This is a genomic window from Chitinimonas arctica (assembly GCF_007431345.1).
Classification (GTDB): Bacteria; Pseudomonadota; Gammaproteobacteria; order Burkholderiales; family Chitinimonadaceae; genus Chitinimonas; species Chitinimonas arctica.
This window is the reverse complement of the sequence record NZ_CP041730.1, coordinates 3880577-3894533: the sequence shown is the minus strand read 5'-3', so window position 1 is coordinate 3894533 and position 13957 is coordinate 3880577. Positions and strand designations below refer to the sequence as shown.

The following is a 13957-nucleotide window of genomic DNA, read 5'->3' as shown; positions in this document are numbered from 1 at the left end:
ACTCTTTCCACCCTGACTCGCGCCCATGCCCGATCTATTTACCCAAGCACCGCGCCCACCGCTGGCCGAAGCACTGCGGCCCGCCTCACTGGCCGAGGTCATCGGCCAGACGCACCTGCTCGGCCCGGGCAAACCGCTGCGGTTGGCCTTCGATGCCGGCAAGCCGCACTCGATGATACTGTGGGGGCCGCCCGGGGTCGGCAAGACCACCCTGGCGCGCCTGATGGCCAAGGGTTTCGATACCGAGTTCATCCCCTTGTCGGCGGTGTTTTCCGGGGTAAAGGATATCCGTGCCGCCATGGACGAGGCGGAACGCTATCTGCAGCGCGGCCGTCCCACCATCCTGTTCGTCGATGAGGTCCACCGCTTCAACAAGAGCCAGCAGGATGCCTTCCTGCCCTTTGTCGAATCCGGCCTGATCACCTTTATCGGCGCCACCACCGAGAATCCTTCCTTCGAGGTCAATTCGGCGTTGCTGTCGCGCGCCCAGGTCCATGTGCTCACAGCCCTCAGCGAGGAGGAACTGCGCAGCCTGCTGCACCGCGCCCGCGAGCAATCGCTGCCGCACCTGTCCTTCGACGAAGCGGCCGTGGCCACCCTGGTCGGCTATGCCGATGGCGATGCGCGTCGCCTGCTTAACCTGCTGGAACAAGCGGACACCGCCGCCGGTTCGGCCGGCGTGCAGCATCTGGACGGCGAGTTTCTGCAAAATGCCCTGAGCCTGAACGCCCGCCGCTTCGATAAGGGCGGCGATGCCTTTTACGACCAGATCTCGGCGCTGCATAAATCGGTGCGCGGCTCCAATCCGGATGGCGCGCTGTACTGGTTCTGCCGCATGCTGGATGGCGGTGCCGATCCGCGCTACCTGGCCCGCCGCATTGTGCGCATGGCCTGGGAGGATATCGGCCTGGCCGACCCACGCGCGGCGCAAATCACCTTGCAGGCGGCCGACACCTACGAACGGCTAGGCTCGCCGGAAGGCGAACTGGCCCTGGCGCAGGCGGTGATCTACCTGGCCGTGGCGGCCAAGAGCAATGCCGGCTATACGGCTTACAAGGCCGCCCGCGCCTTTGTCGCCAAGGACAAGTCGCAAGCGGTGCCCGAGCATCTGCGCAATGCCCCCACCAAGCTGATGAAGCAATTGGGCTTCGGCGCCGAATACCGCTATGCCCACAATGAAGACGAAGGCTACGCGGCGGGCGAGCGCTACCTGCCCGACGGCATGGACGAGCCGGGCTGGTACCAGCCGGTGGCGCGCGGCCTGGAAAGCAAGATTGCCGAGAAAATGGCGCATTTGCGCCAGCTCGACCAAGCGGCACGATCTAGCAAGGACAGCGTTTAGCGACGCCGTCGCATGCCACGCTGTCCGCCCACCGCCTTGGCCGGTTAGAATCGGCCCGATTGATCTCCCGAATTCGCTAGATAAAAACAGGTTTTGTCATGATCGATATCCAACTACTCCGTAATGACCTCGAAGGGGTGGCCGCCCGCCTCGCCGCGCGCGGCTATACCCTCGACACCGCCGCCATCGCCGCGCTCGAACACGAACGTAAGTCGCTGCAGACCAGCACGCAGGAACTGCAAGCCCGCCGCAATGCCAGCTCCAAGCTGATCGGCCAGGCCAAGGCACGCGGCGAGGATGTCGGCCCCATCATGGCCGATGTCGCCACCCTCGGCGACGAGCTGAAGGCAGCCGAACAAAGCCTGGCCGTCCTGCAGGAAAAAATGGAAGGCATGCTGAGCGTCATCCCCAATCTGCCGCACGAGAGCGTGCCGCAGGGCGCCGACGAAACCGGCAATGTGGAAGTACGCCGCTGGGGCACGCCACGCAGCTTCGACTTCGACGTGCGCGACCACGTCGATGTCGGTGGTCCGCTGGGGCTGGATTTCGAAACCGGCGCCAAGCTGTCGGGCGCCCGTTTCACCCTGCTGCGCGGCCATATCGCCAAACTGCACCGTGCCCTCGCCCAGTTCATGCTGGACGTGCAGACCGGCGAGCACGGCTATGAGGAATGCTACACGCCCTATATCGTCAACCCGGAAGTCCTGCACGGTACCGGTCAATTGCCGAAGTTCGCCGAAGATATGTTCCGGGTCGAACGTGGCGGCGAAGATGGCCACACCCAATACCTGATCTCCACCTCGGAGATCTCGCTGACCAATACCGTCCGTGAACAGCTCCTCAAGGCCGAGGATCTGCCCATCAAGCTGACCGCCCACAGCCCCTGCTTCCGCTCGGAAGCAGGCAGCTACGGCCGCGATACCCGTGGCCTGATCCGCCAGCATCAGTTCGACAAGGTGGAAATGGTCCAGATCGTCAGCGCTGAAAACAGCTACGCCGCCCTGGAAGAAATGGCCGGCCATGCCGAAGCCGTACTGCAAAAGCTGGGACTGCCCTACCGCGTCATGGCGCTATGTACCGGCGATATGGGCTTTTCGGCCGCCAAGACCTACGACCTGGAAGTGTGGCTGCCTGCGCAGAACACCTACCGCGAGATCAGCTCGGTCTCCAATTGCGAAGCCTTCCAGGCGCGCCGCATGCAGACCCGGGTCAAGAATGCCGCCGGCAAGAACGAACTGGTGCATACCTTGAACGGTTCGGGCTTGGCGGTGGGACGTACCCTGGTGGCCGTGCTGGAAAACTACCAGAACGCCGATGGCTCGGTGACGGTACCGGCGGCTTTGCAGTCTTATCTGGGTGGGTTGACCCAGCTGGGTTGAAGCGGTCTGCGGTAGGCCATAAAAGAGCGTCCTAAATGAACTGCACCCCAGAAGTTGGAAAAAATGCCAACCTTTGGGGTGTTTTTCTGTGCCCCATTTGCGTAGCGGGCTTGGATCAATCGTCAAAGACGTAGGATTGGAAACGGTGGGGTACTTTGATCATGAAAATGTCCGTTAAGCAAACATCTATCCCATCGAAGAAGCGCGTCTACGTCGCCAGTACGGTGGCATCGAACCTGGATCACCTATCCCAAGCACTTGCTCAGGCCTGCTCGAACGGAACTGTTCAGAAATTGAAACCGAGCGGTGGCACTCCCCGTGAGCCGCGAGTCCGGAAACTTCGCGTCCTGTAACCCACAAAGCTGTCCGCCCTGCTATTTTTTTCGACGAAAAAAAAGCGACCCAAAAAAATTGGATCGCTCATTTTGCCTAACCGAATTACTCCGGCTGATACACATAGGCCTTCTGCTTGACGCTGGCCGCCTCGGCGGCCGTCTCGAAGCTACGGTCCACCTGCTTGTCCCACAGCAAGGCGCGGCCTTCGATCTGGCCTTTGGCCACGTCGGGGTTCTTTTCCAGGAAATCACGCAGGAACTGGGTGGTTTCGGATACGTAGGTGGTGTCTTTGAACAGTGCCATGGTGGTGTTTCCGTTAAAACCTAGTCTTGTATTATAAGGCCCTGCCGGCCTTCGCGGTGAATCACCGCGAAGAAACCGGCGTTCAGGCCGTCAAACCCGTTCCACGCACAGCGCCACGCCCATACCGCCGCCGATACAGAGCGTGGCCAGGCCCTTCTTCACATCGCGGCGCGCCATTTCGTGCAGCAGGGTAACCAGCACGCGGGCACCCGAGGCACCGATCGGGTGACCCAAGGCGATGGCGCCACCGTTGACATTGACCTTGTTCCAATCCCACTGCAGCTCGCGCGCCACGCCCAGGGCCTGGGCGGCAAAGGCTTCGTTCGCTTCGATCAGATCGACCTGGTCCAGCGTCCAGCCGGCCCGTTCCAGCGCGCGGCGGGTGGCAGGTACCGGGCCCATGCCCATGATGCTGGGTTCTACACCGCTGGAGGCGTAACCGGCGATGCGGGCCAGCGGCTTGAGGCCCAGCTCGGCTGCCTTGGCGGCGCTCATCAGCAGCAGCGCGGCGGCGCCGTCGTTCAGGCCGGAAGCATTGCCGGCGGTGACGCTGCCTTCCTTGTTGAAGGCGGGGCGCAGCTTCTGCAGGGCTTCGATGTTGGCGCCCGGCTTGATGTATTCATCGCTGTCGAAGGCGACGGGATCACCCTTGCGCTGCGGGATCATCACCGGCACGATTTCGTCGGCGAAACGGCCAGCCTTCTGGGCGGCTTCGGCCTTGTTCTGCGAGGCGACCGCCAGCTCGTCCTGCTCCTGCCGGCTGATGCCATATTTGGCGGCGATATTTTCGGCGGTCACGCCCATGTGGTACTGGTTGTAGACGTCGGTCAGGCCGTCGTAGACCATGCTGTCCACCAGGGTGGCGTTGCCCATGCGGAAACCGTCGCGGCTGTTCGGCAACAGGTGCGGGGCAGCCGACATATTCTCCTGCCCGCCGGCAATCACGATATCGGCGTCGCCGGCCAGGATGGCCTGCACCGCCAGGTGGGTTGCCTTCAGGCCCGAACCGCACACCTGGTTGATGGTCATGCCCGGTACGCCGACCGGCAGGCCGGCCTTGATCAGTGCCTGGCGGGCCGGGTTCTGGCCCAGGCCGGCGGTCAGCACATTACCCAGGATGACTTCGCTGACTTGCTCAGGCTTGACGCCGGTTTGTTCGAGCAAGGCCTTGATCACGATGGCGCCCAGTTCCGGCGCGGGGATTTTGGCCAAACTGCCGCCGAACGAACCAATGGCGGTGCGGCGGGCGGCGACGATAACGACTTCGGACATGGGGTAACTCCTGTTGGCTGGCGGCAAGCGTGCACGCTTCAGCGATGCGCTTTACGCGCGAATTATAATCCTGGATGGTCGAAAACGCCCCGTTCAGGCGCTGCCCACCTTGGCTTTGACATAGCTGCCGGGCGCGGCTTCGATAATATCGAAGCTGCGATTGCCGGCGCGCGTGGGCGCGGCAATCTGCTTGCCCGAGCGCGGTGCCAGCCATTCGTCCCAATCCTGCCACCAGCTGCCAGGCTTGCTTTCCGCCTCGGCCAGCCAGCCATCGGCATCGGCCGGGTAACGGTCGTTCACCCAATAATTGCGCTTGCCTGGACCCACCGGATTAATGGAGCCGGCAATATGGCCGGATGCGCCCAGTACATAGCGGATATGGCCGCCGCCCAGCAATTGGGTCCCTCGGTAGGCCGATTGCCACGGCACGATATGGTCTTCGCGGGCGGCAAAGATATAGGTGGGCCAGGTGTATTGGGTCACATCGACCGGCACGCCGCAAACCTTCATGGCGCCCGGCTTGGCCAGGTTGTTCTCCACATACATATTGCGCAGGAAGAAGGTGTGCATGGGCAGCGGCAGATTGGCCGAGTCATTGTTCCAGTACAGCAGGTCGAACGGAGGCGGCGTCTTACCCTTCAGGTAATTGTTCACCACGTAGTTCCAGATCAGGTCGTTGGCCCGCAACATGGCGAATGCCCGCGCCAGCTCCTTGCCGCTGACCACGCCGCCTTCGGCCATCTTGGCTTCACGCTGCTCGATTTGCTTTATATCGACGAATTGCTTCAGGTCACCCGGTTCGGTATGGTCGATCAGCGAAGTCATAAAGGTCACGCTCTCGAACCAATCCAGCCCGCGCGCCTTCATGACCGCCAAGCTCGTCGCCAGGATGACGCCGCCTATGCAAAAGCCCAGTACATTGATCTTGTCTTGCTTGCCGATGGCACGCACCACCTCGGCCGCCTTGATCACGCCGCTTTCGACGTAATCGTCCCAGCTCAGCTTGCCCATTTCCGGCGGGATGCTGCGCCAGGACACCATGAAGACCGTATACCCCTGCGCCACGAAGTGGCGGACCATGGAGTTTTCCGGCTGCAAATCCATCAGGTAGTACTTGTTCACGGCGGGTGGTACGAACAGCAAGGGGCGTTCGTATACCGTTTCGGTCGTGGGGGTGTACTGGATCAGTTGGAACAGTTCGCTCTGGAACACCACGGCGCCGGGGGTGATGGCCAGATTCTCGCCGACAGTGAATTTCGACTCGTCCGTCATCGAGATATAGCCCTTGGCCATGTCCTCTGACAGCTTGCGCATCCCTTCGGCCAGGCTTTCGCCCTTGGTGTCGATGGCCAGCTTGATGACTTCGGGATTGGTCAGCGCAAAGTTCGACGGTGACATCGCGTCGATGAATTGCTGGGTATAGAAGCCCAGTTTTTCCCGGCTGGACTCGTCCATGGGCACGCCGTCCACCAGCTCGTTCAACCATTTGGCGCTAAGCAGGTAGTTCTGCTTCATATAGTCGAAGAAGGGGTATTGGGCCCACTCCGGCGCTGCGAAGCGGCGATCGCCCCGCGCGGCCGGCTGCTGCTTGTCGCGGGTGCCGAACAGGCCTGCCCACAAATCCATCTGCTGCTGGTAGTAGCTGCTCTGCATGTCCACCAGCTGCTGGGTATTGCCCAACATGCCTTGCATAAACTGCTCGAACAGGCCGGAAGGCGTGGCGGCTGAGGCGCCCCCTGCTGGCCGCAAACCGCTGGTGAAGTTCTCCAGCAACTGCCGGTTCGCTTCGGTCAGCGATTGCAGAAAAGCTTGGTACGGCTGGGACTCGTCGCCACTGGGGCGCGCGGTACTGGACTGATTCAAGGCTGTCTCCCGGTTCGGGTTGCCCGATTTTTATCGCATATCGGCTTGGGGCGAATGCTGCACAGCAGCAAATTGGGTCGCGCCCGCATTTTAAGCACGCTGCAGCGCGCTGCACAAGCACTGCAGATGCGCACTTTCCCTAAGCTGTTCAGGCCACCATCGGTAGTAATTTGGTAATATCCCGCAGTTTTGAAGTACGGCCCCTTCGTGGCCGCCGATTTTTCCCGGCCTTCCCGCCCCTGTCCGTGCGGGAAAACGTGCTGACGCCGGCTTGGCCTCCTGTTTACGCGAATTGCAAGCGCTTAATTCTTAAGCAGATTTGAGAGCCAGCTTTACCTTTGCCACTTTACTCCATGTTTTTTATGGATTTTCATGAGTCGCTTATGTACCATCAGATAATCGTTAGCCCGCCACGCAGAGATGCCGCATCATGTCCCGCCTCTCCTCGCTGATCGCCTGCATTCTTACTTCGAGTTTGCTCGCCTTGCCACTTCTGGCCGAAGCGGCGCAAACGCGTCATAAACACAGCAGCAAACAGCTTGCCCGCGCTAAAGCCGTCGGCAAGGTCAAATCCTTCAAACTGGTACGCAAAGGCAAGGTCACCCGCCTGGTAGCGGTTAAACCGCATAAGCGCGGCAGCCATATCACCCGCGTGTCCGCGCTACCGTCGACGCTGGACCAGGCTTTCGACCAGCCCGCGCTGTTTTCCAGCGCGGCCCTGGTGGTCAATGCCACCTCGGGCGAGCGTATCTTCGAGAAAAACAGCCAGGCATTGGCGCCCATCGCGTCCATCACCAAGCTGATGACGGCTATCGTGACGCTGGATATGCAGTTGCCGCTGAGCGAACCGATCACCATTACCGACGATGATGTCGATACGTTGAAGAATTCCAGCTCGCGCCTGCTGGTCGGCAGTACCTTGACACGGGGCGAGGTGATGCACCTGGCCTTGATGTCCTCGGAAAACCGCGCCGCCCATGCCTTGGCCCGCACCGCCCCGGGTGGCTTGGCCGCCTTCGTGGCGCGAATGAACCGCACCGCGCAGTCGCTGGGCATGCAAAGAACCCGTTTCGAGGATCCGACCGGGCTGACCAGCGCCAATGTTTCGACCGCCAACGACCTGATCCGGCTGGTGCAGGCCGCGCACCACTACCCCGAGATTCGCGCCTACTCGACCAGCGAGAGCTACAACTTCATCTCCAGCGTCAATGGCCGTGAATACAGCTTCCACAACACCAATCCGCTGGTGAAGAACGAGGGCTGGCAGATCGGGGTGTCGAAGACCGGCTATATCTCGGAAGCAGGCAAATGCCTGGTCATGCAGGCGACGATCAACGACACGCCGGTGGTGATCGTACTGCTTGATTCGGCCGGCAGGCTGACGCGTATCGGCGATGCGCAACGTATAAAGAAATGGCTGGAATCCAGCCCCGCCGCGATGTTGCGGGCGGGCTGATATCCCCGTAGCAATGACCGACGCCCGCATCCGCGGGCGTTGTCATTTGTAACTTTTGTTTTTTATACAAGAAGTACTTGCGCGAAAGAATGAGAATCCATATCATTCGACAAACATTCTCATTGCCGCGCCAAGACCATGTATATCTGCATCTGCAAAGCCGTCACCGACAAACAGATCCGCCATGCGGTTGTTCATGCCGGCTGTGGCAGCATGCGCGAATTACGCATGGAGTTGGGCGTGGCCAGTTGCTGCGGTAAATGTGCGCCGGATGCCCGCGCCCTGCTGCTCGACAGCCAACAGCAATTAAGCGCCAGCCGTGGAACCGCCATCGATCTGATCGCAGCCTGAGCCCCTCCTTTCGCTTGCCTCGGCAAGTCAAGCCGTCTAATCTGAAGAGATTGGACGGCATGGCCGTCTTTTGTCCCCGTTGATACTAGGAGGCCAAAATGAAAGGCGACCCGAAAGTCATCGCTCACCTGAATGCCGCGCTCAAGAATGAGCTGAGCGCCATCAATCAGTACTTCCTGCATGCCCGCATGTTCAAGAATTGGGGCTTCAAGGAACTCAACGAGCACGAATACCACGAATCCATCGACGAAATGAAGCACGCCGATGCCTTGATCGAGCGCATCCTGTTTCTCGAAGGCCTGCCCAATCTGCAAGAGCTGGGCAAGATCTATATCGGCGAAGACGTCAAGGAAGCGCTGGAGTGCGATCTGAAGCTGGAGCATGAGGCCTTGCCGGTACTCAAGACCGCCATCGCCCATTGCGAGCAGGTACAGGATTACGTCAGCCGTGACTTGTTCCGGCGCATCCTGGCCAGCGAGGAAGAGCATATCGACTGGCTGGAAACCAATCTGGGCCTGATCGACAGCATTGGCTACCAGAACTACCTGCAATCACAGATGGGCGCTTGATCCAGGCTCATATCGGCACAAGGGGGCGGCGCGGTCCGTACGGCTGGCATCGCTCTCCCAGTACCCTTTCAAGCAAAGGCAATCACATGGTCGATTTCCAAGCGGATTCCGATCGCTTCCCCAATGGCATGATCATGATGGCTAGGGACCAGGCTGAGCACCGTCGCGCCTGAAGGCAGGGCCAGGGTATAAAGAAACTGGGCGCCGCGGAAGGCCTTTTTTACCACCCGCGCGTGCCGCTGGCTGCTGTCGTCATGCAAGACATCATCCGGACGTAACAGTACTTGTACCTTTTGGCCCGGCTCGCATACCAAGGTGCTTTGACAGGTGCGGCGCCCCAGCTCGAATTCCAGCTCGCCCGGCGCCACCACCGTGGCCGGCAGAAACGCACCCTCTCCGACAAAGTCCGCGACAAAACGATCGGCCGGCTCATGGTAGAGGGCATAGGCGCTATCCCATTGCAGCAGCCGCCCCTCCGCCATCACTCCGATTTTATCGGCCAGGGCAAAAGCTTCGTGCTGGTCATGGGTCACCAGCAAGGCCGTTATGCCGCGCGACTTCAGGATATCGCGCACCTCTTGCGACAAGCGCTCGCGCAATTCCACATCCAGATTGGAAAACGGCTCATCCAGCAGCAGCAGGCGCGGTGACGGCGCCAAGGCACGGGCCAGCGCCACGCGCTGCTGCTGGCCACCGGACAAGGCATGCGTGTAGTCGTCGGCATGGCCCGCCAAACCCACCACCTCCAATAGCTCGGCGACCCGGCGGCGGCGCTCCTGGCGCGGCAGCGCGCCCAGGCCGAAGCCGACATTGCCTGCCACGGTCAGATGGGGGAACAGGGCGTAATCCTGGAATACCATGCCGATGCCGCGTTGCTGCGGCGGCCATTGCGCGGTGGCGGTGGCGATGATGTCGCCATTGAGGTGGATGCGGCCGGCACGGATCGGCTCGAAGCCGGCGATGGCCCGCAGGGCAGTGGTCTTGCCGCAACCGGACGGCCCCAGCAGGCAACCGATCTCGCCCTTGGCCAGACCGAAGGACAGCTGCGCCAGGACCGATTTTGCTCCATAGCCCACGCTCACCTGGTCCATCGTCAACAAACTATTGCTCACGCATCTTTCTCCGTATCGCGGGCCAGCAGGATGACCGGCAGCAAGCCCGCCAGCACGATGGCCACCGACGGTAACGCGGCCATTTCCCACTGTCCTTCGCTGGTCATCTCGAATACCCGCACCGACAGCGTGTCCCAGCCGAAGGGGCGGGTCATCAGCGTGATCGGCATTTCCTTCATCACATCCACGAACACCATCAGCGCCGCCGTCAGCAAACCGCCCCGCAGCATCGGCAGATGGATGCGCCGCATCAACGCACGCCGCCCCAGCCCCATCGAGGCGGCCGCTTCTTCCTGGCTGGCGGTGATCCGCTGCATGGCGGCCTGGGTGGGCTCGAATGCCACCGCCAGGAAGCGCGCGGCGTAGGCCAGCAGCATTACCAGCAAGGTGCCTTGCAATATCTGGGTAGGCTGCCCCAGGCCCAATATCTTGATGGAATCGATCAAGGCGTTTTCCAGCCAGGAGATCGGTACGAACACCCCCACCGCCAGCACCGTGCCCGGTACCGCATAGCCCAGCGTGGCCAGGCGAGCGGCCAGCCGGCTGGGCCAGTCGCGGCGACGGCGGACAACATAGGCAAGTATCAGCGCCAAGCCCACCACCAGCAGCGCGGCGCCGCCGGACAGCAGCAGGGAACGCCCGACGAAGCCGAAATAGCGTAGATCGAGCTGCTCGGCCGCCACCGACTTGGCCCAGATCAGCAATTGCGCCAGCGGAATCAGGAAGGCCAGCGCCAGCACCGCCAGGCAATAGCCGGCGGCCAACCAACCGCGCCAGGGCGACAAGCGATCCGGCCGCGCGGCACCGGAACGGCCGCCGGTATAGCGCCGGTCGCCGCGCACTTTCTGTTCCAGCAGGACCAGCACGAGGACCAGGAGCACCAACAGCGAGGCCAGCTGCGACGCGGCCGGCAGATTGAACAGGGCGAACCAGGCTTTGTAGATGGCCGTGGTGAAGGTGTCGTAATTGAAGGTGGCGACAGTACCGAAATCGGCCAGGCATTCCATCAGGGCCAAGGTCACGCCGCCAACCAGCCAGGGACGCGCCATGGGCAGCGCCACCCGCCAGAAACCCTGCCGCCGGCTCAAGCCCAGGGCGGCAGCCGCCTCCAGGGCCCGCTTGCCCTGCGTCTGGAAGGCGTTGCGGGCCAGCAGATAGACATAGGGGTAGAGCGCTAGCGTCAAGGTCAGGATCACGCCGCCGCGCGAGCGGATGGGCGGAAAGCCATGGCTGTCGCCGAAGCTGGCGCGCAGCCAGCCTTGCAGCGGGCCGGTGTAGTCGTACAAGCCGATTTGCACAAAGGCCAGCACATAGGCAGGCATGGCCAGGGGCAGCGCCAGCGCCCAAGCGAAATGGCGGCGGCCGGGAAAGTCGTATACAGCGGTCAACCAGGCCAGCGACACGCCCAACAGCAGCGTGCCGCCACCCACCCCGGCCACCAGCCAGGCGGTATTACTCAGCAGGCGGGGCAGCACGAACTCGCCCAGATGGGCCCAGATCTCCCGCTGCGGCTGCAACAGGCTGGCTGCCACCACGGCCAGCGGCAGTAGCGTGATCGCAGCGATCAGCCAGGCCAGCAGGCTTTCATCCAGCTTGGGACGCCATCGGTCGGACAGTGGGGGAAGGGGCGCGGAGGGAGGGATGGCGGTGTCCATAAACGACAACACCGGCGGCCGTTGCTCACGGCCGCCGGATCAGGGGTAGGAAAACGCGCTGGATATCAGCGGTAGCCGGCGCGATCCATCAGCTTGACCGCGGTCGATTGCAGCTCGCCTGCTTTGGCGACATTGATGAAGTCGTGTTTGAAATCGCCCCAGGCCGCAACCCTTTCATCGGGCTTTACCTTGGGGTTGACCGGATATTCCATGTTCACGTCGGCATACAGGTTCTGCGCCTTGTCGCTGGACAACCATTCCAGCAGACGGATGGCAGCGGCTTCATGCTTGGCGTAGCGGGTCACCCCGGCGCCGGAGATATTGACGTGCACGCCGCTGCTCTTCTGGTTAGGCCAGAAGATGCCGATCGGCTGCTTGGGATCGCGCTGCATCACCCGGCCGTAGTAATAAGTATTGGCGATGCCGACATCGCACTGGCCCGCGCCAATGGCTTTCAACAGGGCTTCGTCGTCCGAAAAGGGGTCGGCCGCCAGATTGGCCACCCAGCCGCGCACGATGCTTTCGGTCTTGGGCTCGCCCATGCGGGCGATCATGGTGCCGACCAGGGACTGGTTATAGACCTTCTTGGCGGTACGCAGGCACAGCCGGCCTTTCCACTTGGCGCTGGCCAGATCCTCGTAGCTGGACAGGTCGGCCGGCTTGACCTTGCCGGTATTGTAGAAAATGGTACGGGCGCGGATGGACAAACCATACCAGCTGCCCGCCGCATCCCGCAGATGGGCCGGCACATTGGTGTTGAGCACGGCCGACTTGACCGGCTTGAGCAGGCCTTGCTGCTCGGCTTGCCACAGATTGCCGGCATCCACCGTCAGCAGCAGGTCGGCCGGGGTATTCTGGCCCTCCGCCTTCAGCCGTTCCATCAACGGCCCTTCCTGGCCCGTCACGAACTTCACCTGCACGCCGGTTTCCTTGGTATAGGCGTCGAACAGGGGCTTGATCAGCTGTTCGATACGCGCGGAATAAACCGTGACCTCTTCGGCCAGCGCGGGTACGCAGGCCGCCAGGGCCGCAACGATCAATAGTGGACGAAACTTCATGCTTCGTTCTCCAGGATGGGTGACTAAATCGGAATGCGAATTGTCTCATAAATGAGAATGCTTATCAAAAGACGGCGAATCATTGCCGTTCGCCCCCCGGGCATCTCCGCATCGGCGCCTCGGGCGGAATCGACTACAATCGCTTGCCTCGTTTCTCGCTGGAATACGCATCATGTGGTTCAAAAACCTGCAACTGTATCGTCTTACCGACCTTGCCAAGCTCAATGCGGAACAGCTGGACGCCGAACTGCAGAAGCGCGCCTTCGTGCCGCTGGGCAAGTCGGACAAACTGGCCGCCGGCTGGATTCCACCCGCCAGCCATGCGCCCGACCTGTTCGCCTACCCCGGCTCCGGCGCCATGCTGATCGCCCTCAAGACCGAGGAAAAGCTGCTGCCCTCCAGCGTGGTCAAGGAAATGGCCGACGAACGCATTGCCGATATCGAAGCGCGGGAACTGCGTAAGGTCGGCAAGAAGGAAACCAAGGAAATCCGCGAGCGGGTGGCCGAGGAACTGTTGCCGCGTGCCTTCAGCCGCAGCCGCGTACTGCGCGCCCTGATCGATTTCGAGGCCGGCTGGATCTGGGTGGATAGCCCCACCCCTGCCAAGGCCGAGCTGCTGATCCAGCTGCTGCGCGAAACCTTGGGCAGCCTGCCCTGCAAGCTGCCGCAGACCCAGCTCGACCCGGTTACCGCCATGAGCACCTGGCTGGAACATGGCGCGCCGCGCAACTTCACCCTGGATGCCGACTGCGTATTGAAAGCACCGGGCGATGGCGGCGCGCAAGTCACCTGCCGGCGCCACGACCTGGGCAGCGACGAGGTCAAGCAGCATTTGAAGACCGGCAAGCTGGTCACCCAATTGGCGCTCAGCTGGGACGACCGGCTGGCCTTCGTGCTGACCGACAAGCTGCATATCAAGCGGCTGGCCTTCCTGGAACTGCTGGAAGACCAGATCAAGGATGCCAACGCCGAAGACGCTGCCGCCATGTTCGATACCAGCTTCACGCTGCTGGCGCAGGAAGGCCGCGGCCTGGTCAATGCGGTGATCGAAGCCTTGGGCGACGAACTGGGCGAGATGCAATCCCCCGCCGCGCCGGCGCCGGCACCTGGGCCGGCGGTAGCGCTCGAATCCAAACCGGCCGCTCCGAACGATCCGGTGGATGTTCCCTGGTAAGCTGCCCATATGGCGGTTGTAACGCCCCGTTGGTCGCGTGCGCGTGCGGCGCGCGCGCGACCCGCCTACATTGGGGAAAAATCCATC

General features: G+C 61.9%; 12 protein-coding genes. 6 read left to right on the top strand and 6 right to left on the bottom strand.

The window, feature by feature from the left end:
* Positions 1 to 25 precede the first annotated feature (25 nt).
* Together FNU76_RS17750 and serS are read left to right on the top strand one after the other, a co-directional pair.
* On the top strand, positions 26 to 1342 hold the full coding sequence (locus tag FNU76_RS17750) for a replication-associated recombination protein A (RefSeq protein WP_144279425.1): 1317 nt from the start codon (positions 26 to 28) through the stop codon (positions 1340 to 1342).
* 98 nt (positions 1343 to 1440) lie between these two features.
* Positions 1441 to 2721: a serine--tRNA ligase gene (gene serS / locus FNU76_RS17745; RefSeq protein WP_144279424.1), complete on the top strand. Its 1281-nt coding sequence runs from the start codon at positions 1441 to 1443 to the stop codon at positions 2719 to 2721.
* A gap of 438 nt (positions 2722 to 3159) precedes the next feature.
* On the opposite strand, the gene FNU76_RS17740 is transcribed toward serS, so the two are convergent.
* The 3 genes from FNU76_RS17740 to FNU76_RS17730 form a co-directional block, all read right to left on the bottom strand.
* Positions 3160 to 3360, bottom strand: a complete 201-nt coding sequence (locus FNU76_RS17740) for a DUF3460 family protein (protein ID WP_223879077.1) — start codon at positions 3358 to 3360, stop codon at positions 3160 to 3162.
* 90 nt (positions 3361 to 3450) lie between these two features.
* Positions 3451 to 4632: an acetyl-CoA C-acetyltransferase gene (locus FNU76_RS17735; RefSeq protein ID WP_144279423.1), complete on the bottom strand. Its 1182-nt coding sequence runs from the start codon at positions 4630 to 4632 to the stop codon at positions 3451 to 3453.
* A gap of 93 nt (positions 4633 to 4725) precedes the next feature.
* Complete coding sequence (locus FNU76_RS17730; protein ID WP_223879076.1) at positions 4726 to 6495, bottom strand: PHA/PHB synthase family protein; 1770 nt, start codon at positions 6493 to 6495, stop codon at positions 4726 to 4728.
* Positions 6496 to 6925: 430 nt separating this feature from the next.
* On the opposite strand from FNU76_RS17730, the gene FNU76_RS17725 reads away from it, so the two are divergent.
* From FNU76_RS17725 to bfr, 3 genes are all read left to right on the top strand, one after another.
* Positions 6926 to 7951, top strand: coding sequence for a D-alanyl-D-alanine carboxypeptidase family protein (locus tag FNU76_RS17725; protein ID WP_144279422.1), 1026 nt, complete (start codon positions 6926 to 6928; stop codon positions 7949 to 7951).
* A 138-nt stretch (positions 7952 to 8089) separates the two neighbouring features.
* Positions 8090 to 8302, top strand: coding sequence for a (2Fe-2S)-binding protein (locus FNU76_RS17720; protein ID WP_144279421.1), 213 nt, complete (start codon positions 8090 to 8092; stop codon positions 8300 to 8302).
* A 98-nt stretch (positions 8303 to 8400) separates the two neighbouring features.
* Positions 8401 to 8871, top strand: a complete 471-nt coding sequence (gene bfr, locus FNU76_RS17715; protein ID WP_144279420.1) for a bacterioferritin — start codon at positions 8401 to 8403, stop codon at positions 8869 to 8871.
* Positions 8872 to 8939: 68 nt separating this feature from the next.
* Here the strand turns inward: bfr and FNU76_RS17710 are convergent, their stop codons facing one another.
* The 3 genes from FNU76_RS17710 to FNU76_RS17700 form a co-directional block, all read right to left on the bottom strand.
* Complete coding sequence (locus FNU76_RS17710; RefSeq protein WP_308418569.1) at positions 8940 to 9983, bottom strand: ABC transporter ATP-binding protein; 1044 nt, start codon at positions 9981 to 9983, stop codon at positions 8940 to 8942.
* Positions 9980 to 11638 carry an ABC transporter permease gene (locus FNU76_RS17705; RefSeq protein ID WP_144279419.1) on the bottom strand — a complete coding sequence of 553 codons (1659 nt, stop codon included), beginning with the start codon at positions 11636 to 11638 and terminating at the stop codon, positions 9980 to 9982. The genes FNU76_RS17710 and FNU76_RS17705 overlap by 4 nt, the downstream gene beginning before the upstream one ends.
* A 65-nt stretch (positions 11639 to 11703) precedes the next feature.
* Positions 11704 to 12696, bottom strand: a complete 993-nt coding sequence (locus tag FNU76_RS17700; protein WP_144279418.1) for a Fe(3+) ABC transporter substrate-binding protein — start codon at positions 12694 to 12696, stop codon at positions 11704 to 11706.
* Positions 12697 to 12868: 172 nt separating this feature from the next.
* Here FNU76_RS17700 and FNU76_RS17695 point away from each other — a divergent pair, with 172 nt between their 5' ends.
* Positions 12869 to 13870 (top strand): recombination-associated protein RdgC, encoded by a 1002-nt coding sequence (locus FNU76_RS17695; RefSeq protein WP_144279417.1) that lies wholly within the window; start codon positions 12869 to 12871, stop codon positions 13868 to 13870.
* Positions 13871 to 13957 lie beyond the last annotated feature (87 nt).